Origin of the sequence: Wenzhouxiangella sp. XN201 (genome assembly GCF_011008905.1) — a bacterium.
Classification (GTDB): Bacteria; Pseudomonadota; Gammaproteobacteria; order Xanthomonadales; family Wenzhouxiangellaceae; genus Wenzhouxiangella.
Genome location: NZ_JAAIVI010000017.1, coordinates 955792 through 981245, shown reverse-complemented (window position 1 = coordinate 981245; position 25454 = coordinate 955792). Strand labels below are relative to the sequence as shown.

Below are 25454 nucleotides of genomic sequence, written 5' to 3'. Positions count from 1 at the left end.
GTCAGTCCGACGACGGGTCGAGGTTGACTCGTTCTCTCAGGGCCTTGCCCGGCTTGAAATGCGGCACGTACTTGCCCGGCAGGGCAACCGATTCGCCGGTGCGGGGATTGCGCCCCATGCGGGGCGGACGATAGTGCAGGGAAAAGCTTCCAAATCCGCGAATCTCGATCCGCTCCCCTTCCGACAACGCACGGCTCATCTGCTCGAGAACACAGCGTACCGCCAGCTCGACGTCGGACTGGCTGAGGTGGTTTTGCTCCCCGGCCATGCGTTCGATCAATTCGGATTTTGTCATAGCCGCTCCCCGTGCGGTGCAGAGCCGGCGCCATCACGTTGCGATGGCACCGGCGCCACGATGCCGTATCAGTCGTCCTTGTTTTCCAGCTGTTCCTTGAGCAGGTCGCCCAGCGTGGTGCTGCCGCCGCTCCCGGAACGCTTGTACTGGTCGACCGCGTCCGCCAGCTCGTCGTCATCCTTGGCCCGGATCGACAAGGTCAGGTTACGCGACTTGCGGTCGAGGGCGACGAACTTGGCTTCGATCTCGTCGCCTTCCTTGACCACCTTGGTGGCGTCGTCGACGCGCTCCTTGGCCAGGTCGGAGGCCTTGATGTAGCCGTCGACGCCGTCAGCCAGCTCGACCACGGCACCCTTGGGATCGACTTCCTTGACGGTGCCGGTCACGATCGAACCACGTGGATGTTCCGCCATGTAGGTGGCAAACGGATCCTGCTCGAGCTGCTTGATGCCCAGCGAAATGCGCTCGCGCTCCGGATCGACGGCCAGCACGGTGGCTTCGAGTTCCTCGCCCTTGCGATAGTTGCGAATGACTTCCTCGCCCGGAGTCATCCAGGAGATGTCGGACAGATGCACCAGGCCGTCGATGCCGCCTTCCAGGCCGATGAAGATGCCGAAGTCGGTAATCGACTTGATCGCGCCCGAGACCTTGTCACCCTTGTTGTGGGTGGCGGCAAAGGCTTCCCAGGGGTTCGGGGTGCACTGCTTCATGCCCAGCGAGATGCGGCGACGCTCCTCGTCGACATCCAGCACCATGACCTCGACTTCCTGGCCGACATGCACCATCTTGGCCGGGTTGGCGTTCTTGTTGGTCCAGTCCATTTCGGAAACGTGGACCAAGCCTTCGACGCCATCCTCGATTTCGACGAAGCAGCCGTAGTCGGTGATGTTGGTGACCTTGCCGAAGATGCGGCTGGTCGGCGGATAGCGGCGATCGATAGCTTCCCAGGGATCGTCACCAAGCTGCTTGAGACCGAGCGAAACGCGCATGCGCTCGCGGTCGAAGCGCAGCACGCGCACTTCCAGTTCATCGCCGACGTCCACGACCTCGGACGGATGGCGCACACGCTTCCAGGCCATGTCGGTGATGTGCAGCAGACCATCGATGCCACCCAGGTCGAGGAATGCACCGTAGTCGGTGAGGTTCTTGACCACACCCTTGACCACTGCGCCCTCGGTCAGGCGTTCGATCAGGTCCTCGCGCTCGGCGGCATATTCGTGTTCGACCACTGCGCGGCGGCTGACCACCAGGTTGTTGCGACGACGGTCGAGCTTGATAATCTTGAACTCGAGGTCCTTGCCCTCGAGATAGGCGGGGTCGCGCACGGGCCGAACGTCGACCAGCGACCCGGGCAGGAAGGCCCGAATACCGTCGATGTTGACCGTGAAGCCACCCTTGACCTTGCCGGAAATCTGACCGATCACGTTGTCTTCGCTTTCATGAGCCTGTTCAAGCTTGGTCCAGACCCGGGCCCGCTTGGCCTTCTCGCGCGACAGGCGGGTTTCGCCGAAACCGTCCTCGACGGTATCCAGCGCCACTTCCACCTCGTCGCCCACTTCCACTTCCAGCTCGCCATCGAGCTTGCGGAACTGGTGAATGGGAACGATACCCTCGGACTTCAGTCCGGCATTGACGACGACCACGTCGTCTCGGATATCGACAATTCTGCCCATGACGATCGCACCGGGGCGAAGGTCCTTCTCGGCAATACTCTGTTCAAATAGTTCGGCAAAGGATTCGGTCATTACGCTTGGTTCTTCCTGCAAGATCTGCGCGGCGTTAGCATTCAAGGTCCGCTTTCTCTCTTGGTTTCCGCGTCACGAAAGACGCTCGTGAAAAAATCCGACCTCCGCACACGCGGGGCCGGTACTCGACTCAATTTTTCTCTTCGCGACCCAGTCGTTCCTCGACCAGGCCGAGCAGTCGCTGCACCACCTCGTCCAGCGCCAATTCGGTCGAATCGACAACCACCGCATCATCGGCCGGAACCGTCGGCGAAACGGCCCGCTCACGATCGCGGCGGTCGCGTTCGGCGAGGTCGCGAAAAAGACGGGAGAATTTAACACTTTCTCCTTTTTCTTTCAACTGTTTATGCCGCCGATGCGCACGTTCCTCGACGCTGGCGTCGAGAAATACCTTGACCGGGGCATCGGCAAACACCACCGTGCCCATATCGCGCCCGTCCGCCACCAGGCCCGGTAACTGCCGGAACTGCCGCTGCAGCCCCAGCAGGGCGCGCCGCACTTCCGGCTGGGAAGCCACCTGCGAGGCCATCAGGGAAACCGCTTCGCTGCGCAGCCTCTGGTCGACGGGCACGCCGTCGAGCAGCACGGCAATTCCGTCCTTCCCCGGTTCGAAGCGCAGGTCCAGCCCTTCACACAGGGCCACCAGCCCCGCCTCGTCCCCGGCATCCACGCCGCGATCGAGCGCCGCAAGCGCCACCGCCCGGTAAACCGCGCCGGAATCGAGCAGATGCCAGCCCAGGCGCTCGGCCACAGCCGCGGAAACCGCGCCCTTGCCGGCACCGGAGGGGCCATCGATGGTGAGGACCGGCGGTTCGCCGGTGGTTGGCTGGTTGGCTGGTTGGCTGGTTGGCTGGTTCACTGGATTCTGTTGGCTTGTTGGCTTGTTGGCTTGTTGGCTTGTTGGCACGCGATTATAGGCCGACTCCACCTGCGGCTATTATCGAACTAGCAAACCAGCCAACCAGCCAACGTTCACTTCCATTCCAGTTCCGCCCCCAGACCCCGCATGTCGTCGACAAACCCCGGATAACTGGTCCGAATCCAATCAGCATTGTCGATCACCACCGGCCCCTCTGCCACCAGGGCCAGCACGGCCAGGCTCATGGCCACGCGGTGATCGCCATGGCTGTCGACTTCGCCGGCGCAAATCCGGCCACCGGTGATGACGGCCCCGTCGTCGAGCTCTTCGACTTCGACACCCAGCCGCGCCAGTTCACGGCACATGACGGCGATGCGATCCGATTCCTTGACCCGCAGCTCGCTGGCACCGCGGATCCGCGTGCGACCCTCTGCCGCAGCCGCCAGGGCCATGATCAGGGGGAACTCGTCGATGGCCAGTGGCACGAGGTCGGGGGCAATATCGACGCCGTGCAAGACTCCGGCGTCGACCCTCAGCCGACCCGTCGGCTCGCCACCTGCCGTCTGATCCCCGTCGATCCTGAGCCCGGCACCCATGGCCCGAACGATATCGATCACGCCGCTGCGCGTCGGATTGAGGCCAACGCCTTCCAGTTCGATCTCCGAGTCTCCGACCAACAAACCGGCCCCCAGAACGAAGGCGGCAGAGGACAGATCGCCGGGCACTTCGATGCGAGTACCCGTCAATTCCTGCCGTCCGCGAATGGCCACGCCTGGCTCACCGTCGTGCAGGATCGCCCCGAAGGCCGGCAGCATGCGTTCGGTGTGATCGCGGCTTACGCCCGGCTCGAGCACGACGGTGTCGCCTTCGGCAAACACCCCCGCCAGCAGCAGGGCCGACTTGACCTGCGCGCTGGCAACGCTCAGTGCGTGCCGCTTGCCGGACAGGTTCGAAGGCTTGATCGCCAGCGGCGCATGCCCGTCGTCGCTGGTAATCCTTGCACCCATGTGCGCCAGCGGCTCGATGATGCGCGCCATCGGTCGCCGCGACAGCGACTCATCTCCGGTCAGCGTGACCCGCTGGCCGATCAGGTCCGGGTGACCGGCCAGCGCGCCGGCCAGCAGGCGCATGCCGGTGCCCGAATTGCCCAGATCGAGGGCTTCTGACGGTGCGCAAAGCGAACCGCCCTGCATGCGGATGATGCCATTCGATTCGTCGATGCGCGCACCCAGCTGCTGCATGGCCGACAGCGTCGCGCGCGTATCGGCACTGTCGAGAAAACCATGAATCTCGGTCTCGCCGGCGGCCAGGCCGCCGAGAATCGCCGCCCGGTGCGAAATGGACTTGTCGCCCGGCGGTCGGTAGACGCCGCGCAGTGCCCGCTCCGCGGGATTGATAACCAGCCGCATCGACTAGAGCACTTCGGCCAGGGCAGCGAGCAATCGCTCGTTCTGCCCGGACGTGCCGATGGTGATGCGCAGGTAGTTGTCCAGGCCGTAGTTGCCGACCGGACGCACGATCACGCCGCGCCTGAGCAGAGCCTCGTTGAGCTCCGCGCCGGGCCGATCGAATCCGACCAGCAGGAAATTGGCGGCCGAGGGAATGACCGTCAGGCCCAGATTCTCGAACCCTTCCGTCAGTTGCTGCATGCCGGCACTGTTCATGCGCCGGGTCTCGGCGATGAACTCGTGATCGTCGAGTGCCGCGCGCGCGGCCGCCAGGGCCGGTGCGTTGACGTTGAAGGCCGGGCGCACACGGTTGAGAAGATCGGCGATACCCGGATTGGACAGCGCATAACCCACGCGCAAGCCGGCCAGGCCGTAGGCCTTGGAGAAGGTGCGGGTAACGACCAGGTTGGGAAACTCCTCCAGCCAGGTCGAGGCATCCCCCAGCGTGTCGGACTCGGCGTACTCGGTGTAGGCCTCGTCGACCACGCAGATCACATGCGGCGGCAGCGAGCCGATGAAATCCTTCAGGCGGTTGCCGTCCAGCCAGGTGCCGGTGGGATTGTTCGGATTGGCGACGAACACCAGTCGGGTCTTCTCCCCGACCCGCTCGAACAGGCCACGCAGGTCATGCCCCAGCGGCATCGTGGGATGGTCGGCCGGCAGTGCCGGGGCGATATTGGCCTTCGCGCCCACCATCTGCGTGGCGATCGGATAGACCGCAAAGGCGTACTGCGAAAACACCGCTTCCAGGCCCGGCTGCAGGAAAGCCTGCGCCAGGAAAACCAGCACATCGTTGGAACCGTTGCCAAGCGTGATGGCCTCGACCGGCACGTCGTGCTTCGCGGCCAGGGCCTGCTTGAGATGAAACCCGTTGGCGTCCGGGTACAGCCAGACGTCGTCGAGCTCGGCCCGCGCAGCCTCGATCGCCTTCGGGCTGGCGCCGAGCGGATTCTCGTTGGAGGCAAGCTTGATCGAGTCGCTCACCCCGTACTCGCGCTCAAGCTCGGAGATCGGCTTGCCCGGCAAGTAAGGCTTGAGCTCCCGCACACCCGGCGCGGCCAGGTCAGAATAGTCTCGCTGTTTCATTCGGCTCTTTTAGTTTGCTAAGTGAGTTTTTGTAACCGCAGATTTCACAGATTCTCGCAGATTAGAAAAATCTTCATTTGTTGAATCGCTGCTTGCTGGATTGAAAGCCTGCGAGGGCGAGATCGCGTAAATGCCGCCCCTGAAGGCAAATTCAAAAATCTGTGCAAATCTGCGTAATCTGCGGTTTCACGAAGATTCATCCCGCTCGCCCGGCAACCGCCCCACGACCGCGCGCGGATAGCAGCCGAGGATGCGGACCTGGGCGGCGCGGGTCTCGATTTCGGCCAGGGCTTCCTTCAGGCCCGGGTCATCCACGTGCCCTTCCACGTCAATGAAAAACACGTAGGCCCAGCGGCGCTCACGCGATGGGCGCGACTCGATGCGGGTCATGTTGACGCCGTGCTTCGACAGCGGCTCGATCAGTCCGAACAGCGCGCCCGGGCCGTCCAGGCCGGCCACCATCAGGGTGGTCTTGTCCTCGCCCGAGGGCGGCAACAAATCGCGCCCCAGCACGAGAAAACGCGTCGTATTGTCGGCGTGATCCTCGATATTGGCAAACATCACGGGCAGGCCGTAGATCTCGGCCGCGTTGCGACCTGCAATCGCGGCGGCATCCGGCGCATTGCGCACGCGACGCGCTGCCTCGGCATTGCTCGAGACCGCAATCAACTCGGCGTGCTCCAGGTGACCGGCCAGCCACATGCGGCACTGCGACAGCGACTGCTGGTGAGCATAGACGCGCTCGATCTCTTCGAGCGAGCGGGCCTTGGTCAGCAGGTGCTGGTGAATGCGCAACTCGACCTCGGCGGCGATGCGCACATCCGAATGCATGAACATGTCCAGCGTGTGGGTGACCACGCCCTGGGATGAATTCTCGATCGGTACCACACCGAAGTCGACCTCGCCCCCCTGCACCCGCCGGAAAACCTCATCGATGCCCGTCTCCGAACTGGCGCTGACCGAGTGCCCGAACTGGGTGAATACCGCCTGCTGTGTAAACGTGCCCTCGGGACCCAGGTAGGCGACGCGCAGCGGCTCCTGCTGGGCCAGGCAGGCCGACATGATCTCGCGAAACAGCCTGAGCATGACCGAGTCGGCCAGCGGGCCGTCATTGCGTTCGATCACGCGACGGAGCACCTGGGCCTCGCGGTCGGGTCGGTAGTAATCGCCCGGCGTCGCCGACTCGCCCTTGGCGGCGCGCACCGCCTGTGCCAGGTCGGCCCGTTCGGCAATCAGGGCCTGGATCTGCTGGTCGAGCCGGTCGATCTGCTGTCGAACCTCGTCGAGGTCGACTTTATCCGTACCGTCGCTCGAATTCCCGCATGAAGTCAACGAGGGTCTCCACCGCATCTAGGGTCTGGGCATTGTACAGACTCGCCCGCAGACCGCCGAGGGCGCGATGGCCTTTCAGGCCGTACAGACCGGAGGCCTCTGCCGCTTCGACAAAATCCGGCACCAGCGCCTCATCGGCCGGCCAGAACGGCACGTTCATGACAGAACGACAGTGCTCGGCTACAGGATTGGACCAGAAATCCGAATCGTCGATCGCCCGGTAGAGTGTTTCCGCCTTGACCCGGTTGCGCTCGGCGATTACTTCGAGCCCGCCGCGGTGCTCGATCCAGCGCAGCATCTCCAGCGCCGTGAACCAGGCCAGGCTGGCCGGGGTGTTGTAAAGGCTCAAGTCCTTCACCCAGGTCCGATAGTCCAGGAACCGCGGCAGCGTATCGGGTACGCGCTCGAGCAGGTCGTGGCGAATCAGAACAACGGTCAATCCGGCGATCCCCAGATTCTTCTGCGCACCGGCGTAAGTCAGGGCGATATCGCGATAGGGATACGGCCGGGAGAGAAACTCCGAGGACAGGTCGGCGGCCAGCGGCACGGCAGCCTGGGGCGGCTGCTCGTACTGCAGGCCGTGAATGGTCTCGTTGCCGGTGTAGTGGAGGTAGGCGCAGTCGCTCGGCAGATGCCCCATCTCGGGCAGGTCGGTAAAACCACTGTCCTCACTCGAACCGACCACCTGGGTGCGGGCCACGCGCTCGGCCTCGGCCAGGGCTTTCTTTCCCCAGTGGCCGGAAATCAGAAAGGCGGCGGTGCGATCGACGGCCAGGTTCATCGGCAACTGCGCAAACTGGCCGTTCGCTCCGCCGTGCAACAACAGTACGGCGTGCTCCTCACCGATGCCCGTCAACTCGCGCAGGCGCTGATGCAGCTCCTCGGCCAGGGCCGTGAACCGCGGCCCCCGATGCGAGATCTCGGCGATCGAGGGCGCGCCGTCACCCGACGGTGCCAGTGCGTCGGCCAGGCGCTCACGCACCTCGACCGGAAGCATGGCCGGGCCGGCGGAGAAGTTGTGGATGGAGTGTGCCATCAAGCCGAGGCCGACAAGACTTCAGCTCCCCCCATATATTGCCGCAAGGCCGCAGGCACGACCACCGACCCATCCCGCTGCTGGTAGTTTTCCAGAACGGCGACCAGGGTGCGGCCGACGGCCAGGCCGGAGCCGTTGAGGCTGTGGACCAGTTCGGGCTTGCCGGCTTCGGGATTGCGCCAGCGCGCCTGCATGCGGCGGGCCTGGAAATCGCCGAAATTCGAGCACGAGGAAATCTCCCGATAGGCCTGCTGGCCGGGCAGCCAGACTTCCAGGTCGTAGGTCTTGCGGGCGGAAAAACCCATGTCGCCGGCACACAGCGTCATCACCCGGTACGGCAGCTCGAGTGCCTGCAGCACTTTCTCGGCATGGCCGGTCAGTTCCTCCAGCCCGGCATCCGAATCCTCCGGCCGCACGATCTGCACCAGCTCGACCTTGTCGAACTGGTGCTGGCGGATCATGCCGCGCGTGTCCTTGCCATAGGCGCCGGCTTCGCGGCGAAAGCAGGGGGTGTGGGCAACGAACTTCAGCGGCAGATGGTCGGCATCGACGATTTCGTCGGCGACCAGGTTGGTCAGCGGCACTTCGGCGGTGGGAATCAGGTAGCGCACCGGGTCATCGTCGATGATGAAGGCATCGTCGGCGAATTTGGGCAACTGGCCGGTGCCCTGCATGGCCTGGTCGAGTACCAGGTAAGGCACATACATCTCCCGATAGCCATGCTCGGTGGTGTGCAGATCGAGCATGAACTGGGCCAGCGCCCGGTGCAGGCGCGCGACCGGTCCGCCCAGCACGGCGAAGCGGCTGCCGGAGAGCTTGGCGGCACGCTCGAAGTCGATGCCGTCGAGCGCCTCGCCGATTTCGACGTGATCCCTGGGCTCGAAATCCAGCTCCGTCGGCTCGCCAAAGCGGCGCGCCTCGGCATTGTCGGACTCGTCATCGCCATCGGGCACGTTATCGTCCGGCAGGTTCGGCATATCGAGCTGCACGCGTTCGAGCTCATGGCGCAATTCATCGAGCTCCTCGCTGGCCGCCTTCAGCTCTTCGCCGAGCTCGCCAACCTTTGCCAGCAGCGGCTCGATGTCCTCACCCTTGGCCTTGGCCTGCCCGATCGACTTCGAGCGCCGATTGCGCTCGGCCTGCAATTCCTCGGTCCGCGTCTGCAGTTCCTTGCGCCGCGCCTCGAGCGAAGCGTAGCTTTCGATGTCGAGGTGATAACCGCGGCGCGCCAGCTTGGTGGCGACGCCTTCAAGATCGTGTCTGAGTAGTTGCGGATCAAGCATTGGAGCTTCTCTTCAAGCGTTGTCTGTCTCACGCCAAGGCGCTAAGGCGCCAAGGACGCAAAGAAATGAAATTGTATCGCTTCAGGCGCAACCCCCCCAATGACGGGTGCCAGCGACAACAGTTCACTACATCCGGTCTTCTTTATCTTGGCAACCTTGGCACCTTTGCGCCTTGGCGTGAACCAAAGCTGGCAATCACCCCGAGAACGGGTGCTGCAGGATGACATGGGCGTCGCGCTCCGGCCCCGTGGATAACATATGCACCGGCGCCTCGATCAGTTCCTCGAGGCGCTCGAGGTAGGCGCGGGCCTCGGCCGGCAGCTTGTTCTGGTCGGTCAGCCCCTGGGTCGAGCCGTCCCAGCCCGGCATATCCTCGTAGATCGGCGTGGCGCGTTCCCACTCCTCGGCGCCGACCGGGAAGCCCTCGACGCCGTCGTACTCGACACAGATGCGAACGCGTTCGAAGGCGTCGAGCACGTCGAGCTTGGTGATGCAAAGACCGGTGACGCCGTTGATCCGCACCATGCGCTTGAGCGCCACGGCATCAAGCCAGCCGCAGCGACGCGGACGCCCCGTGGTGGCACCGAATTCGACCCCCCGCTCGGCCATCATGCGACCGTCGGCGTCGTGCAATTCGGTCGGGAACGGTCCGGAACCGACGCGCGTGGTGTAGGCCTTGGTGATGCCCAGCACGTAGTCGATATCGCCCGGACCCACGCCGGTGCCGGTCATGACACCGCCAACGGTGGTGTTCGACGAAGTCACGAAGGGATAGGTGCCGTGGTCGATGTCGAGCAGGCTGCCCTGGGCACCCTCGAACAGCAGCGCCTTGCCGGCGCGCCGCATCTCGTGCAGTTCGCCGGTCACGTCGGCGAACATTGGCCTGAGCTCGGCCCCCATCTCGGCGGCCTCGTCGGCGATGCGCGCACCATCGACCGGATCGGCCTCGTAGTAGCGGGTCAGCAGGAAATTGTAATAGTCGATCACGCCGCCGAGCTTCTGCTCCAGGCGATCGGCGTCGGCCAGGTCGGCCAGGCGCAGGCCCAGGCGCGACGCCTTGTCTTCGTAGGCCGGTCCAATACCGCGGCCGGTCGTACCGATGGCTTTCTTGCCGCGTGATCGTTCGCGCACCCGGTCAAGGGCCTCGTGGCAGCCGAGGATGGCCGGACAGGCCGGCGATATGCCCAGCCTGGAACGCACCTCGATGCCCTTTTCCTCGAGGCCGCGGACCTCGTCGATGAGCGCACGCGGAGCAACCACGACCCCATTGCCGATCAGGTTGCGCGCACGCTTGGTCAGTACGCCGGAAGGAATGACATGAAGTACGGTCTTTTCGCCGCCCACCACCAGGGTATGGCCGGCATTGTGCCCGCCCTGGAAGCGCACCACGGCATCGGCCTCGTGCGCCAGTAGATCGACGATCTTGCCCTTGCCCTCGTCGCCCCACTGGCTGCCGAGAATCACGACGGATCGAGACATTGGATATCCCCGGTGGAAGGACCAGGCCGGCGGCCTAGTCCTGCTGCTGCTGATCGAAGTAGCGGAAGAACTCCGAATCCGTGTCCATCAACATGACGTCGTTCTCGGTGCCGAAGCTCTGCTGGTAGGCCTCGAGACTGCGCCAGAATGAGTAGAACTCGCGGTCCTGATTGAAGGACTGGGCGTAGATACGCGTGGACTCGGCGTCGCCCTCGCCGCGCAAAATCTGTGCGTCGCGCTCGGCATTGGCCAGCAATACCCGCACCTGGCGGTCGGCGTCGGCCTGGATGCGCTCGGCTCGCTCGCGGCCGAGAGAACGCAATTCATTGGCGTACTCCGTCCGTTGCGTTTCCATGCGGTTGAATACCGAGCTGAGCACCTCGTCGGTGAGCTCGATCTTCTTGATCCGAACGTCGATGACGTCGATCCCGAAATCCTGGAATCGCTCGTCAGCCCGAACGAGCAGATCTTCCATCATCTCGCGGCGCTGTTCGGACACCACTTCGCTCAGGGTCCGCTGCGCGAACTCGTCACGCAGGTCGTTGCGAATCAACTCGGACAGACGCGCCCGGGTGAATGTCTGGTCACCGCGGGTGGCCACGTAGAAATCACGCGGGTCGACGATCCGCCACTTGACGTAGTAGTCAACTTCAACGAATTTCTGCTCGGCAGTGTTCATCTGCTCGGGCCGCATATCCATCGTGATGATGCGACGCTCGAACTTGCGCACGTTGTTGATGAACGGCATCTTGAGATGCAGGCCGGGCTCATAGTCGGCCCGCACCACTTCACCGAGCCGGAACTTGATGGCGTACTCGGTTTCCTTGACGATGAACAGGCTGCTGATGCCAATCACCAGCGCCAAGATCAAACCAACGGGTACGAGAATCCTCATCATCTCAACGGCCCTCCCTGCCAGTGCGGCTGCGCGGATCACTCTGGCTCGAGCCGGAGCCCTGCTGGTTCTGCGGATTCATCAGCGGCGCCGGCGCCGTCAGCGCCGGATTGCCGTCGCGAATCTTGTCAAGCGGCAGGTAGATCATGTTATTGCTTGAATCGACATCCATCAGTACCTTGGCGGCACGCCCGTAAACCCCCTCGAGGGTTTCGATGTAGAGGCGTTCGCGGGTCACTTCTGGAGCCTGTTCGTATTCTTCGAGAAGCGCCAGGAAGCGATCGGCCTCACCGGTGGCCTGGGCAATCTTGGCTTCGCGATAACCCTCGGCTTCCTCGATGATGCGTGCCGCCCGCCCGCGGGCTTCCGGTACTTCCTGGTTGGCGTAAGCCTGGGCTTCGTTGGCGAAACGGATCTGATCCTCACGCGCCCGAACGACGTCGTCGAATGCCTGGCGGACCTGGGACGGCGGCCGCACTTCCTGCAGGTTGAACGAGGTGATCTCGATGCCCGAGTCATAGCGTTCGATGATTTCCTCGAGCAGTTGCTGTGTATCCAGAGCGATCTGGCCACGGCCGATCTCGAGAATGAAGTCCATGTTGTTGGTACCCACGATCTCGCGGATCGCACTGTCAGCAGCATGTGCCAGTGACACTTCGGGCTGGTTGACGTTGAACAGGAACTTCTCGGGCTCGAACACGCGGTACTGCACCGCGTAGGCCAGGTCGATCAGGTTCTCGTCACCGGTCAGCATGCGGCTGGAGTTCTCCAGCGAGCGCACCCGGCTGATGTCGACAGTGAGCACGGTCTCGACCGGCGCCGGCAGCGTAACCTTGAAGCCGGAATCGAGCGTACGGTGGTACTCGCCGAATCGCAGCACGACACCACGCTCGGATTCGTCGATGATATGAATCGAACTCCACGCCACCCAGATCAGGGCCAGCACGACGATCAGGCCGATGATCGGCGCAAAAGAACCCCCGCCGGAACTGCCTCGCTTGCCGTCACCACCATTGCCTCCGCCCATGATTTTCTTCAGGCGGCGCTGTACGTTGGCAAATACCTCGTCGAGGTCCGGCGGCTGCTGGCCGTTGCCTCCTTTCCAGGGATCGCGGTCACCGCCACCGCCGCTTCCGCGTCCGGGTTCATTCCAGGGCATCGATATCTCCGTAGATTGCGCTGTGCTGGTCGGTCGAGCCTTTGGCTCATTCCGTCAGCCGGCACCGAAACGACCGGCAGGATGCCGGCACGATCGGGTACGCCGGCTAGTTTAACAGGAGTTGTTCGGCCAGTTGACCGTCGTTGCCCTTCATTCGGGCCAGCCGGCGGGCATCTCGCTGGTCCAGATCGACATCCAGGCTGCTGCTGCCGTCGGCCTCGATCTGTTCGCTGCGCACCACGCCCAGCTCGAACAGTCTCGACCGCAGTCGCTGACCATCGAGCGGCAAGTGGATCCGGCGGCGAATGCGGCCTTCGGCGAGCAGTTCGTGAAACGCTGTCGCCAGGTCCTCGAGCCCGTCGCCACGCTCGGCCGAAACCCAGACCGCGGTGATCCTGCCGGCCGCATCGCGCTCCAGCCCGGCGTCGCGCTCGGTCAGGTCGACCTTGTTGAAGACCTTGAGCATCGGCAATTCACCGGCGCCGATGTCGTCGAGCACTTCCTCGACCACCGCCTGCTGCTGCAGGCGATCGGGATCGGCCGCGTCGATCACGTGCACGATCAGGCTGGCCGACAGGGTTTCCTCCAGGGTCGAACGAAAGGCCGCCACCAGTTCATGCGGCAGCTCGCGGATGAATCCGACCGTGTCGGACATCAACACCGGCGAACCGGCCAGATCTTCGATCCGCCGGACGGTCGGATCGAGGGTGGCGAACAACTGGTCGCGCGCCATCACCTCTCCGCTGGTCAGTCGATTGAACAGCGTCGATTTGCCGGCATTGGTATAGCCGACCAGGGCCACCAGCGGCACGTCATTGCGCTTGCGCGCACGGCGTCCCTGCTCCCGCCGTTTCTGGACCTTTGCCAGGCGACTGGTGAGCTGGCGAATGCGAATGCCGAGCAGTCGGCGGTCGGTTTCGAGCTGGGTTTCGCCGGGCCCGCGCATGCCGATACCGCCACGCTGGCGTTCAAGGTGGGTCCAGCCGCGAACCAGGCGCGTCGACAGGTGCCGGAGCTGGGCCAGCTCGACCTGCAGCTTGCCCTCGTGCGAGCGGGCACGCTGGGCAAAGATGTCGAGAATCAGCGTGGTACGGTCGAGTACGCCACACTCGAGCGCACGTGCCAGGTTACGCTCCTGCACCGGACTCAAGCGGGCATTGACCAGCACCAGTTCGGCGCCGGACGCTTGCATGCGATCGCGCACCTCGTCGACTTTGCCCGAACCGACCAGGAACTTCGGGTCGGGCGCATCGCGTGGTGAGAGCACCTCGTCGACCACCCTCAGGCCGGCCGAGCGCGCCAGCAGCCTGAATTCCGTTTGCGAGGCCTCATCCTGGCCGGGCCCGAAGACGGGATGCAGAAGAAGCGTGGTGGTGGCTCCGCTGGCGACAGCGGGCGCAAAATCTTCAATCAGGGCTGCTCATCCTCCGCCTCGTCATCACCGATGTGCACGTTGCGAGCCGGCACAATGGTGGATATGGCGTGTTTGTAAATCATCTGGCTGACCGAGTTCTTCAGCAGCACCACGAAATTGTCGAACGATTCGATCTGGCCCTGCAGCTTGATGCCGTTGACCAGAAAGATCGATACCGGTACACGTTCGCGGCGCAGGGCATTAAGAAACGGATCCTGCAACGACTGACCCTTTGACATTTCACTCTCCTTCGAACGGGATGTTCTTATTGGCGCATATAGTAGTTATGGGGTCGACGCGAGGCAGTCCCGGCCGAGCGGCCGGCGCACCTGAAAAACTCACCTACCTGCCTGAAAATCAACTCGATTGTACGGTCTCGCAATGCATCATGCCAGAGCGTTGCCGGCAAGCCACGAAGCGACGTCAACTGACGCTTGGCCAACTGACGGCTGGCCGCCAGGGCTTTCGGCCGCCAGCGCGATACCGGCTCACCGGCTTCCAGCCCGGCCCAGGCCTGACGATAGCCGACCGACTTCATCGCGGCGTGATCGCCACTCAGGCCGGGGCGCTGCCGCAGGTGCTCGACTTCATTGACGAAACCCTGTTCGAGCATGACATCAAAACGCCGCTCGATACGCTCATGCAATATATGGCGATCGTGCGGCGTCAGCACAAGACGCAGCGCTTCCAGCCGCGGCAAGCGATTGCGCGAGTGATGGGCGCTCGGCCCCTGCCCGGTCAGGCGCAGGATTTCAAGGGCGCGCTGGATGCGCTGAACGTCGGCCGGACGAATCGCAGCCGCCGCCGCGGGGTCGTGCCGTCGGAGTTCGGCATGCAGGGTCTGCCAGCCATGGCGTTCGGCCTCGGCCGCGATTTCGGCGCGCAAGGCCGGATTGGCCGGCGGCATCGGATCGAGCCCGTAGAGCAGCGCCCGGTAGTAGAGCACCGTTCCGCCCACCAGCACCGGCCAGCGGCCGGCGGCATGAATGCGGCGGATCTCGGCGGCACAGTCGGCCGCGAACTCGGCCGCCGAATAGGTCTGCTCGGGATCGCGAATATCGACCAGGGCGTGTGGATAACGCTTGAGCGTGTCCGCGTCGGGCTTGGCCGAGCCGATGTCCAGGCCACGGTAGACCTGGGCCGAATCGACGCTGACCAGTTCGACGTCGAAGCGATCGGCCAGGGCGAAGGCGGCGGCGGTCTTGCCGGCCGCCGTCGGGCCCATCAGGAACACCGCCGGCGGCAACTCGCGCTGCGCTGTCTGCCCGCTACTGTCCACGCAGGAACAGGCGATCGAGCGACTGCATGTCGAGCTGCACCCAGGTCGGGCGGCCGTGGTTGCACTGATCAGCCCGCTCGGTGCGCTCCATGTCACGCAGCAGGGCGTTCATCTCGTCGACGGTCAGACTGCGATTGGCGCGCACCGAGCCGTGACAGGCAATGGTGCTCAAAAGCTCGTCGAGCACGCCGTCGATGCGCTGACTCTGGCCCAGCTCGACCAGGTCGGCGAGCACGTCGCGCACCAGCCGCTGGCCGTCGGCTCGCGCCAGCAGCGCGGGCACGGCGCGAATCACGACCGATTCGGGCCCGGCCAGGTCCAGCTCGAAGCCGAGTCGCGCGAGACCTTCGAGGTGGGCTTCCAGGGCCTGGCCTTCGCGTTCGGAGACCGCGATCCGCTCCGGTACCAGCAAGCGCTGGGAACGTACGCGCTCTTCGCGCCAGGCCTGCTTGAGTTGCTCGTAGACGATACGCTCGTGGGCGGCATGCATGTCGACCACGACCAGGCCGTCGGCGTTCTCGGCCAGTACGAACACGCCATGAATCTGCGCCACGGCAAAACCCAGCGGCGGAATATCGGTGTTGCTGTCATTCAGCGGCCGCGGCGCACGCGCCAGCTCGGCATAGCGCGACACGCTCTCGGCCACCCCGAGCCCCAACCCGCCCTGGCTGCCGCCGTGTTGCAGGCCGTCCGGTTGCGGCGCGATGGCATGGGCCCGCGATAGCGCCGCCGACTGCGCCGCTTCACCGCCCGGCCGCGTGCCCGACAGGGCGTGGTGGATGGTCTTGAACAGGAAATCGTGCACCAGGCGCCCGTCGCGGAAGCGCACCTCGTGTTTCTGCGGGTGCACATTGACATCGACACGCCGCGGATCGAGTTCGAGCATCAGCGCGAAGGCCGGATGCCGGCCGTGGAAGAGCACATCGCGATACGCCTGGCGTACGGCGTGTGCGACCAGGCGGTCGCGTACCAGGCGGCCGTTGACGAAGAAGAACTGCAGGTCGGCCTGGCTGCGCGAAAACCCGGGCCGGGCGATCCAGCCGCTCAGGCGCAGGCCGGCGTGTTGCTCATCGAGCGCGATGGCTTCTTCCATGAAGGCCTCGCCGCAAACGGCAGCCACTCGACGGTTGCTTGCGGCCTGGTCGGCCGCCGGCGCGAGCTTGCGCAGCACACGGCCGTCATGGGCCAGTTCCAGTGCCACGTCCATCCGCGCCAGCGCCAGGCGCTTGAGCAGATCGTCAATGTGTCCGAACTCGGTGCGTTCGGTGCGCATGAACTTGCGTCGCGCCGGCGTGTTGTAGAACAGGTCACGCACCTCGATTACCGTGCCTTCGGGCATGCCCGCCGGCCGGATCTCACCCACGGCGCCGCCCTCGACCTCGACTTCGAAGCCGCTGTCGCTGCCGTGCACACGTGAGGCCAGGCGCAGGCGCGAGACCGAGGCGATCGACGGCAGGGCCTCGCCGCGGAACCCGAGCGTGCCCACGCCCTCGAGATCATCGAGTGACTCGATCTTGCTGGTGGCATGCGGGGAAAGCGCCAGGCCCAGTTCGTCACGCGCGATGCCGTCGCCGTCGTCCGAGACCCGAATGCGCCGCGCGCCGCCCTTCTCGATTTCCACCCGAATGCGCCGACTGCCGGCATCGAGGCTGTTCTCGACCAGTTCCTTGACGATCGAGGCCGGCCGCTCGATGACTTCACCGGCAGCGATCTGGTTGACGAGATGGGTGGGCAGCTTACGGATCGGCATGCGCCGTAGTTTAACCAATGGCGCCTGCAGTTATGACCCGCGCGAAGATGAAACCGCAGATTTCGCAGATTTGCACAGATTCAAGAACGGATCGATTTAACTGATTTCCCGGACTGTCTCAGACTGATGAGCAGTTGGGTCTTTCAAGAGCGCAGTATCAATCTGCGTCAATCTGCGTAATCTGCGGTTTCAAGAACCGGCCGGGATCACCAGCACGGCACCGGGATGGATGACGTCGCCGTCGAGATCGTTGGCCTGGCGGATGCGCGCCACGCTGGTCCGGTACTTCTGCGCGATCACGCCCAGGGTGTCGCCGCGCTGGACGATATGCTGATCGCCGCTGCGGTTGGCGGCAATCCAGGTGCCCTGCGGCGCGGTAGCGTAGAAATGCTGGCGTACACCATTGACGATGGCCTGGGCGATGCGGCCGCGATGGGCGGCGCTGCCGAGGTTGGCCTCATCATGCGGGTTGCTGATGAAACCCACTTCCACCAGTACGCTGGGTACATCCGGCGAGCGCAGCACGACGAAATTGGCGCGCTCGACCCGATCGCGATGGCGCTTGCCGACCCGGCCGATCTCATCGAGTATGGATTCGGCCGCTCCGGCGCTGTATTCCATCGCCACCGACTGCGACAGATCGAGCAGGACTGAACTGAGCACGTCGTCGCCACGCTCGAGCTTGACGCCACCGATCAGGTCGGCGCGGTTCTCGCTCTTGGCCAGCAGACGCGCCGCCTCGCTCGAGGCCCCGCGACGCGACAGCACGTAGACCGAACTGCCGCGTACGCGCCGATCGCGGAAGGCGTCGGCATGAACCGATACGAACAGATCGGCCCGGGCCTCACGCGCCCGGGCAAAGCGTTCCTCGAGCGGAATGTAGTAATCGCCGGTGCGGATCAACACGCCGCGCATCCCGGACTGCTCGTTGATGCGTTTTTCGAGTTCGCGTGCGATCGCCAGCGTGACATTCTTCTCGTAACTGCCGGCGGCACCGATGGCGCCGGGATCCTCGCCGCCGTGACCGGCATCGATGGCCACGATCATGTCGCGCTCGCCGTCCATGGCCGAGCGCACCGCTTCGCGGACTCGCTCGTCGGGCGACTGCGCGTCCTCGGGATAAAGATCGACGACCAGGCGATGACCGTACTCGCCGGCCGGCGCGAGCAGGAAGCTTTGCGGCCGGGCCCCATCCTCGAGGTCGAGCACGACGCGCAGGTCATGTCCGTTGCGCACGCCGTGGCGCACACTTCGAATCACGCCGCTGTGCTCCTCGTCGAGCAGCAACTCGCGGCCCAGGTCGGCCCCTTCTATATCGATCACGATCCGGGCGGGATCATCGAGGGTAAACAGGCTGTATTCGACGCGCTGGTCCAGATCGAGCACGGCCCGGGTACTGTCGGGACCGGCCCACACGCGCAGGTTGCGCACCTCACCGGCCGTGGCCGTGACGGCCACGATCGCGAACACGATTCCGATCAGGAATTTCAACACTGGCATGCTTGGCAACGACCCCATGTTGCAGGCTTGTGCCAATCATGCAACGGAAAATAAATTTTTTCAAGCCAAATCGGAGAGTTGCAAAAACTTCCAAGAACTGGCTTTGGAAGGTGGGCGCAAGCCCCGGAAATGACCTTCTCAGGCTGGAACGATGCGCAGATCCAGCAGCTTCGACAGGTTCTTTCGGCGCGCCGGCAACAGGATGTCGCCCAGCGTGTAGCCGTCGAGTACGGCCAGGAAGGCCGTACGGGCCTCGTCGAGCATACCGGCCAACGCACAGGCCCGGGTAATCACGCATTCGTTGTTGGGCCGCATGCACTCGACCAGGCCCATGTCCGGCTCCATCGCGCGCACGATCCGCCCGACGCTCAATTCCTCGGGCGCGTGGGCCAGGCTCAAGCCCCCGCCCACTCCGCGCACCGATTCAACGAACCCCTCGGCGGCAAGCTGCTGGACGACCTTCATCAGGTGATTGCGGGAAATCCCGTAGGCTTCGGAAATTTCACGAATCGTGCAACGGCGATCGTCGTGCAGCCCGAGGTAGATCAGGACGCGCAACGAAAAGTCGGTGTACTGGGTCAGGCGCATGGTGAGTGGATTTTAACCCGATGGTCGGCAATTTTTATATAGTAGAGAGAATGAATAATCCACCCGTGAACCCGCCCGCACCGACGCACACGGTCTTCAACCAGCCCGAAGCGCTCGTCGACTACAACCCTTTCGATACCCATCCCGCACTGCAGCAGTCGCTGGAACGGGAAGGCGGCGAAGCTTTCGTCGATCAGGTCCGCGAGTTCGCGCAAGTTGCAGCGAGCGAGATCGGTCCGCTGGGATTCGACGCCAACGAGTTCACGCCGAGGCTGCGCAGCCACGATCGCTTCGGCCACCGCATTGACCAGGTCGACTACCACCCCGCCTACCACCGCATCATGAAAATCAGCCTCGGCCACGGCCTCGGCAGCCTGACCTGGACCGGCAAGCCCGGCGCACGCATCGCCCGCTCGGCGATGATGTTCCTGCACAACCAGTTCGAAGCCGGCACGATGTGCCCGATCACCATGACCCATGCGGTGATTCCGGCGCTGCGCCTGCAGCCGGAGGTAGCCGAGGTGTGGGAACCGCGCGTGATGGCATCGGCTTACGACGCGCGCTTTCTGCCGCCGGACCAAAAGCACGGCGCAACGCTCGGCATGGCCATGACCGAAAAGCAGGGCGGCTCGGATGTGCGCGCCAACACCACCCGGGCCACACCGCTGGCATCGGGTGGGCCCGGCGGAGAGTACGAACTGGTCGGCCACAAGTGGTTCTGCTCGGCACCCATGTGCGACGCCTTCCTGACCCTGGCACAGACCGATGAGGGATTGAGCTGCTTCCTGGTACCGCGCTTCCGGCCCGACGGCTCGATCAATCCCTTCCACATCATGCGGCTGAAGGACAAACTGGGCAATCGCTCGAACGCCTCGGCCGAAATCGAGTACCCCGGCACCTGGGCGCAGTTGGTGGGCGAGCCCGGCCGCGGCGTGGCCACCATCATCCGCATGGTCGCCGAAACCCGCCTGGATTGCGTCATCGGGTCGGCCTCGCTCACCCACAAGGCCGTGGTCGAGGCCATTCACCACTGCCGCGGCCGCAAGGCCTTCGGCAACCACCTGATCGAGCAGCCCGCCATGGCCGGTGTGCTGGCCGACCTGGCGATCGAATCGGAAGCGGCCACCGCACTGGCGCTGCGGCTCGCCGGCCTGTTCGAACGCGCCGGAGGTGGCGACGAGCAGGCTGAGCTGCTGGCAAGAATCGCCACGCCGGTGGCCAAGTACTGGGTGTGCAAGCGTGCCGTCGGCGCCATCAACGAGGCCCAGGAATGCCTCGGCGGCGCGGGTTATGTCGAGGAATCGATCCTGCCGCGGCTCTACCGCGAAGCCCCCGTCAATGCCATCTGGGAAGGCTCGGGCAATATCCAGTGCCTGGACGTGCTGCGCGCGGTCGCGCGAGAGCCGCGCTGTCTGGAGGCCTTCATTGCCGCGATCGAACCTCATCACGACGCTCACCCCGGCATCGGAAAGCGCCTCGATGCCATCACCGCCGACCTCGGCAACCCTGACAGCGCCCAGGCCCATGCCCGGCGGATCAGCGAGGCCATGGTGTTGTGCTTGCAGGCCGCCATTCTGCTTGAGGCCGACAGCCCGCTGGCCGAAGCCTTTTGCCGAAGCCGCCTTGAAGCGGCCGGTGCCGGGCTGTTCGGCACCCTGCCGGCAGGCATCGACACGCGCGCCGCCATCGAGCGCACATTCCCGGCCTGAAAAGGCCTTTCGCGGGGGCGGTTGAAAGCCTCCGCGCAACCCTCCATGTTAGTCTGTTCACCAAACATCGACAGCAGGATCAACATGGAAATTGCGAACAATACCGTCGTCGCCATCGACTACACCCTGACCGGAGACGACGGCCAGGTCATCGACACCTCCGAAGGCCGCGAGCCGCTCGAGTACTTGCACGGCCACCAGAACATCATTCCGGGCCTCGAGAAGGCGATCGAAGGCAAGGCCGAAGGCGAAGAGCTGGAAGTGGCCATTCCGCCCGAGGAAGGCTACGGCCCGTATCGCGAAGACCTCATCCAGGACGTACCGAAGGAAGCCTTCGACGGCGTCGACAAGGTTGAACCGGGCATGAGCTTCCGCGCCGAATCCAATGCCGGCCCGATGACCGTCACCGTCAAGGAAGTCGGCGATGAAACCGTCACGGTTGACGGCAACCACATGCTCGCCGGCAAGGTGCTCAACTTCAAGGTCGCCATCAAGGGCGTGCGCGAAGCCACCGAGGAAGAGATCTCCCAGGGCACCGTCGCGGCCTGAATGGGCGAGATCCGAAATTGAACGAATGAAGGGCTTCCCGCGGGAAGCCCTTTTTCGTTGCGGGCCAGGGATTCAAGCTGCCGGTTTGGTTATGATCCAGCGATGAAACCCTGGCACACCCTGACGCCGGCCGAGTCGCTCGAAGGCTTGCAGTCCTCAAGCCCCGGCCTGACGGCCGAAGAAGCCGCTCGCCGCCTCGCGAAAGACGGCCCCAACGCCCTGCCTGAGAGCCCGCGCCGGCCCTGGTGGCGCCGCCTGTTGGCGCAGTTCCACAACGTCCTGATCTATGTACTGATTGCGGCAGCCCTGTTGGCCGCGACACTGGCTCACTGGGTCGATGCCGGCGTGATCACGGCAGTGGTCATCATCAACGCGATCATCGGGCTGGCCCAGGAAGGCAAGGCCGAACGCGCCATGGAGGCGATCGGCCGGATGCTGGCGTTGAAAGCCAAGGTCCGGCGCGACGGGCGCTGGCAGACCATTCCGGCGGCGGAACTGGTCCGCGGAGACATCGTGCGCCTGGGCGCAGGCGACCTGGTGCCGGCTGACCTGCGCCTGCTCGAATCGCACGGCCTGCGGATCGACCAGGCCGCCCTGACCGGTGAGTCAGTGCCGGTTGGCAAGACCGTCGAAACCGTCGAAGCACAGGCGCCGCTGGCCGACCGGCGCTGCCTCGCCTATTCCGGCACGCTGGTCGGCGGCGGACAGGGAACCGGCGTGGTCTTCGCCAGCGGCAGCGACACGGAGCTGGGCCGAATCAGCAGCATGCTCGAGACCGTCGAGAACGTGACGACGCCATTGCTGCGCCAGGTCAACCGTTTCGGTCAAATCCTCTCGGCCGTGCTGGTTGGCTTTACCGTCCTGGTCATCACCCTTGGCCGTGTCTTGCACGGACTGCCCCTCGACGAGGGGTTTCTGGCCGGCGTGGCGCTGATCGTCGCCGCCATCCCCGAGGGCCTGCCTGCGATCATCACCATCACCCTGGCGGTCGGCGTACAGCGCATGGCTGCACGTCAGGCCATCATCCGCCGGCTGCCGGCGGTCGAGACCCTGGGTTCGGTCACCACCATCTGCTCGGACAAGACCGGCACCCTGACCCGCAACGAACTTCACGTGCGCCGCGTCCTGACGGGCATGGGCGATTTTTCGCCCGAATCCCTGCCGGCCGATTGCGACGCCGTTCGGGCGCTGGCCGAGGCGGCCGTGCTGTGCAACGATGCCGAGTTCGGCGGTGACAGCAACGATCCCATCGAACTCGCGCTCCTCGACCTGGCGGCCCCGGCGGCTATCAAGATCGACGAAGTGAGGCATGCCTCACCGCGAACGGCGCTACTGCCCTTCTCCTCTCACCGCAAGCTGATGGCCACCGCACACGGCGAGCGGCTGATCATCAAGGGTGCCCCCGAGACCGTGCTCGAGCGCTGTTCGCATGTGCTGGGAGCCGACGGCATGGAACAACTGCTTGCCGATACCTGGCGCACGCGGCTCGACGACCTGGCTGGCGACGGACTGCGCATTCTCGCCCTGGCCGAACGCCATGCCGGGACACCCATCGACTCGATCGACGATGAACACACCCTGGGCAAGGACTTCTGCCTGCTCGGCCTGGTCGGGTTCGCCGACCCGCCGCGCGCGGAAGTGCCGCAATCGATCCGCGCCTGTCGCGAGGCCGGCATCCGAGTCAAGATGATCACCGGCGACCATGCCGTCACGGCCGGATCGATCGCGCGCGAGCTCGGACTCACCAGCGGGAACACCGTTCTCACCGGACCGGAACTGGATCGGCTCGACGATGCCGAGCTGGCTGAGCGATCGGCGTCGGTCGACGTCTACGCGCGCACCAGCCCGGAACACAAGCTCAGGCTGGTCACCGCCCTGCAGGCCCGTGGCGAAGTGGTGGCCATGACCGGCGACGGTGCCAACGATGCACCGGCACTCAAGCGCGCCGACATCGGCGTGGCGATGGGCATCAAGGGCACCGAAGCGTCACGACAGGCGGCCGAGATGGTGCTTGCCGACGACAACTTCAGCACCATCGCCGCCGGCATCGAGGAAGGCCGCGGAGTCTACGACAACATCCGCAAGGCCGTGCTGTTCATTCTGCCGACCAACGCCGCCGAGGCCCTGGTCGTAGCGCTGGCCGTACTGGCCGGAGTGACCTTGCCGATCACGCCGGTCCAGATTCTGTGGATCAACATGGCCACGGCTGTCACCCTCGCCCTGGCATTGGCCTTCGAACCCACCGAGGGCGACGTGATGCGTCGCCCGCCGCGTCCGAGGTCGGAGGGCTTGATCACCGGATTCGTCGCAGCTCGTATCCTCTGGGTCGGCCTGGTCCTGACCGGCGCGACTTTCGCCCTGTTCCAGTGGAGCGTAACCGGAAGCGGCGACGAGGCCCTGGCGCGCACGCTGGCGGTCAACCTGCTGGTTGCCGGCGAAATCGTATACCTGTTCAACTGCCGGCGGCTTTTTGCGCCCAGCCTCACCCGCGAGTCGCTCGGCGCCAACCGCTGGGCCTGGTTGATGGTGGCGATCCTGGTCGTCATGCAACTCGGCTTCACCTACCTGCCAGCCGCGCAACTGATCTTCGGCACGACCGCGCTGGAGGCCGGGCACTGGCTGCTGATCGGCGCATTGGTCGTCCCCTTGCTGTTGGCCGTGGAACTGGAAAAATGGCTTTGGCGCCGGTTCACAGCGGATGGCGGCGACGACCGGCCGGAAGTTTCCGCCTAGGCCGACTGCGGCCGCAATCGTCCGGCGATCACCAGCGGCGCGAACAACACGTAGACCAGGCAGACGCCGCCAATGGTTTCCAGCGCGACGTCGCGCTCGAGCAGGCCGCCGAGCAGGACGGGGCCGGCCGCCGTGGAAAGCACCATGAGCGAGGCGTAGACACCACGGATCATGCCCAGCCGCTCGGTGCCGAACAGTTCGACCCAGACAGCACCGCTGACCACCCCATTGATCCCGGCCGTCAGACCAAGCCCGGCAAACATCACCCACATGGCCGGTGCAGACGGCAGAATGCCGAGCGCCGCCACGCCCAGGCCGAGCGGAAGCAGGTAGAACCGAAGCAGCGTGCAGGCGCTGAACCGATCAATGAGTCGGCCTCCGGCAAATGCCGCAACTCCCTGCATGGCGGCAAACAGGACAAACCCGGACGCCACCGCCGGGAGCGACCACGCCAGGCGTTCGGCGAGCGAGCTCTGGTGAAGGAACAAGGCGGTCACGACCAGCGGCGAGACCAGCACGACGGCAAGAACCCGCAGAAACCGGCCGTGGACGAACAGTTTCCGGCGGGTCAGCGGACCCGTTGGATTCGACGCGGTTGTCGTTTCACTTGCCGGCTCGCGTCCGCTCAAGGGCCGTGCCAGCGTGACAAGCAGCGGCACGGCTACGAAAACCAGTGTCGCGGCGGCCAGCCACCAAACCTGTCTCCAGGCCAACCAGCCCATCAGCCCGGCCACGAGCGGCGGCAGCGAGGCCTCGCCGGCGATGAATCCGTAACTCGCCATGGCGACCGCACGGCCGCGGCGCTTGACCGCGTAGCGGGCGGCGGCCACCACGGCCAGATGGCCAGCCAGGCCCTGACCGGCCAGGCGCAGAAGGACCAGCCCGATGAACAATCCAGCGATACCGGGTGCAAATCCGACGAAGGTGGCGCCAATGGCCAGCAAAATCATCGTCACCACAATGGCGCGGCGCAGGGTCAGGTAGTCGGCTATCGCGCCCAGCCAGAACATGCTCAGGCCGCTGATCAGGGTGGCCGTGCCGTAGAGCGTACCCAGGCCCGATTCACCCAGATTGAAGTCGGCGCGAAAGTCCGCGCCGAACAAACCGATGTAAAAGGTCTGCCCGAAGGAAGAACACAGCGCAGCCAGGAAGGCAAAGCGTCCGGCCGGGGGGATCCCCCGGGGGGTCGTTTCACTCACACCGGCAAACCCCGTTGCATCGCCGGCGGCAGGATATGTTGGAACAGCTGCGTCATGGCGGTGCAGTTTAGGCCATCGCAGAGGCTGATTGCTTTAAAGTCCACGGCAGACTAGTA

General features: G+C 64.6%; 21 protein-coding genes. 3 read left to right on the top strand and 18 right to left on the bottom strand.

What is annotated here, in order from left to right; genetic code table 11:
• Position 1: 1 nt before the first annotated feature.
• The 17 genes from G4Y73_RS04865 to G4Y73_RS04785 form a co-directional block, all read right to left on the bottom strand.
• Entirely contained in the window at positions 2-295 is a 294-nt protein-coding gene (locus tag G4Y73_RS04865) for an integration host factor subunit beta (RefSeq protein WP_164230024.1), read from the bottom strand.
• 68 nt (positions 296-363) lie between these two features.
• Positions 364-2085 (bottom strand): 30S ribosomal protein S1, encoded by a 1722-nt coding sequence (rpsA, locus tag G4Y73_RS04860; RefSeq protein WP_276207520.1) that lies wholly within the window; start codon positions 2083-2085, stop codon positions 364-366.
• Positions 2086-2170: 85 nt separating this feature from the next.
• The gene (gene cmk, locus G4Y73_RS04855; protein WP_164230020.1) at positions 2171-2899 is read right to left on the bottom strand and encodes a (d)CMP kinase; all 729 of its coding nucleotides are present in this window, start codon (positions 2897-2899) and stop codon (positions 2171-2173) included.
• Positions 2900-3012: 113 nt separating this feature from the next.
• Positions 3013-4308 (bottom strand): 3-phosphoshikimate 1-carboxyvinyltransferase, encoded by a 1296-nt coding sequence (aroA, locus tag G4Y73_RS04850; protein WP_164230018.1) that lies wholly within the window; start codon positions 4306-4308, stop codon positions 3013-3015.
• A gap of 3 nt (positions 4309-4311) precedes the next feature.
• On the bottom strand, positions 4312-5433 hold the full coding sequence (gene hisC, locus G4Y73_RS04845) for a histidinol-phosphate transaminase (protein ID WP_164230016.1): 1122 nt from the start codon (positions 5431-5433) through the stop codon (positions 4312-4314).
• A gap of 186 nt (positions 5434-5619) precedes the next feature.
• Positions 5620-6765: a prephenate dehydratase gene (gene pheA, locus G4Y73_RS04840; protein WP_240451131.1), complete on the bottom strand. Its 1146-nt coding sequence runs from the start codon at positions 6763-6765 to the stop codon at positions 5620-5622.
• Positions 6728-7801, bottom strand: coding sequence for a 3-phosphoserine/phosphohydroxythreonine transaminase (serC, locus tag G4Y73_RS04835; RefSeq protein ID WP_164230012.1), 1074 nt, complete (start codon positions 7799-7801; stop codon positions 6728-6730). Before serC ends, pheA begins: the two co-directional genes overlap by 38 nt.
• Positions 7801-9084 carry a serine--tRNA ligase gene (gene serS, locus G4Y73_RS04830; RefSeq protein ID WP_164230011.1) on the bottom strand — a complete coding sequence of 428 codons (1284 nt, stop codon included), beginning with the start codon at positions 9082-9084 and terminating at the stop codon, positions 7801-7803. The genes serC and serS overlap by 1 nt, the downstream gene beginning before the upstream one ends.
• A 195-nt stretch (positions 9085-9279) precedes the next feature.
• Complete coding sequence (locus tag G4Y73_RS04825) at positions 9280-10563, bottom strand: adenylosuccinate synthase (protein ID WP_164230009.1); 1284 nt, start codon at positions 10561-10563, stop codon at positions 9280-9282.
• 34 nt (positions 10564-10597) lie between these two features.
• Positions 10598-11461, bottom strand: a complete 864-nt coding sequence (hflC, locus tag G4Y73_RS04820; protein WP_164230007.1) for a protease modulator HflC — start codon at positions 11459-11461, stop codon at positions 10598-10600.
• Position 11462: 1 nt separating this feature from the next.
• Entirely contained in the window at positions 11463-12617 is a 1155-nt protein-coding gene (hflK, locus tag G4Y73_RS04815; protein ID WP_164230005.1) for an FtsH protease activity modulator HflK, read from the bottom strand.
• Between the two features lie 106 nt (positions 12618-12723).
• Complete coding sequence (gene hflX / locus G4Y73_RS04810; protein WP_164231206.1) at positions 12724-13977, bottom strand: ribosome rescue GTPase HflX; 1254 nt, start codon at positions 13975-13977, stop codon at positions 12724-12726.
• A 50-nt stretch (positions 13978-14027) separates the two neighbouring features.
• A complete protein-coding gene (gene hfq / locus G4Y73_RS04805) occupies positions 14028-14270 on the bottom strand; it encodes an RNA chaperone Hfq (protein ID WP_164230003.1) in 243 nt (80 codons plus the stop codon).
• Between the two features lie 26 nt (positions 14271-14296).
• Positions 14297-15310: a tRNA (adenosine(37)-N6)-dimethylallyltransferase MiaA gene (gene miaA / locus G4Y73_RS04800; protein ID WP_164230001.1), complete on the bottom strand. Its 1014-nt coding sequence runs from the start codon at positions 15308-15310 to the stop codon at positions 14297-14299.
• Positions 15300-17060 (bottom strand): DNA mismatch repair endonuclease MutL, encoded by a 1761-nt coding sequence (gene mutL, locus G4Y73_RS04795; RefSeq protein ID WP_164229999.1) that lies wholly within the window; start codon positions 17058-17060, stop codon positions 15300-15302. Before mutL ends, miaA begins: the two co-directional genes overlap by 11 nt.
• 189 nt (positions 17061-17249) lie before the next feature.
• Complete coding sequence (locus G4Y73_RS04790; RefSeq protein WP_164229997.1) at positions 17250-18560, bottom strand: N-acetylmuramoyl-L-alanine amidase; 1311 nt, start codon at positions 18558-18560, stop codon at positions 17250-17252.
• A gap of 138 nt (positions 18561-18698) precedes the next feature.
• Positions 18699-19148 (bottom strand): Rrf2 family transcriptional regulator, encoded by a 450-nt coding sequence (locus G4Y73_RS04785; protein WP_164229995.1) that lies wholly within the window; start codon positions 19146-19148, stop codon positions 18699-18701.
• A 50-nt stretch (positions 19149-19198) separates the two neighbouring features.
• Between G4Y73_RS04785 and G4Y73_RS04780 the strand changes: the two genes are divergently transcribed.
• The 3 genes from G4Y73_RS04780 to G4Y73_RS04770 all read left to right on the top strand — a co-directional run bounded on the left by G4Y73_RS04780 (position 19199) and on the right by G4Y73_RS04770 (position 24139).
• On the top strand, positions 19199-20857 hold the full coding sequence (locus G4Y73_RS04780; RefSeq protein ID WP_164229993.1) for an acyl-CoA dehydrogenase family protein: 1659 nt from the start codon (positions 19199-19201) through the stop codon (positions 20855-20857).
• An 84-nt stretch (positions 20858-20941) separates the two neighbouring features.
• Complete coding sequence (locus G4Y73_RS04775; RefSeq protein ID WP_164229991.1) at positions 20942-21406, top strand: peptidylprolyl isomerase; 465 nt, start codon at positions 20942-20944, stop codon at positions 21404-21406.
• Positions 21407-21508: 102 nt separating this feature from the next.
• Entirely contained in the window at positions 21509-24139 is a 2631-nt protein-coding gene (locus G4Y73_RS04770; protein WP_164229989.1) for an HAD-IC family P-type ATPase, read from the top strand.
• On the opposite strand, the gene G4Y73_RS04765 is transcribed toward G4Y73_RS04770, so the two are convergent.
• Positions 24136-25338, bottom strand: a complete 1203-nt coding sequence (locus G4Y73_RS04765; protein WP_164229987.1) for an MFS transporter — start codon at positions 25336-25338, stop codon at positions 24136-24138. The genes G4Y73_RS04770 and G4Y73_RS04765 overlap by 4 nt on opposite strands.
• Positions 25339-25454 lie beyond the last annotated feature (116 nt).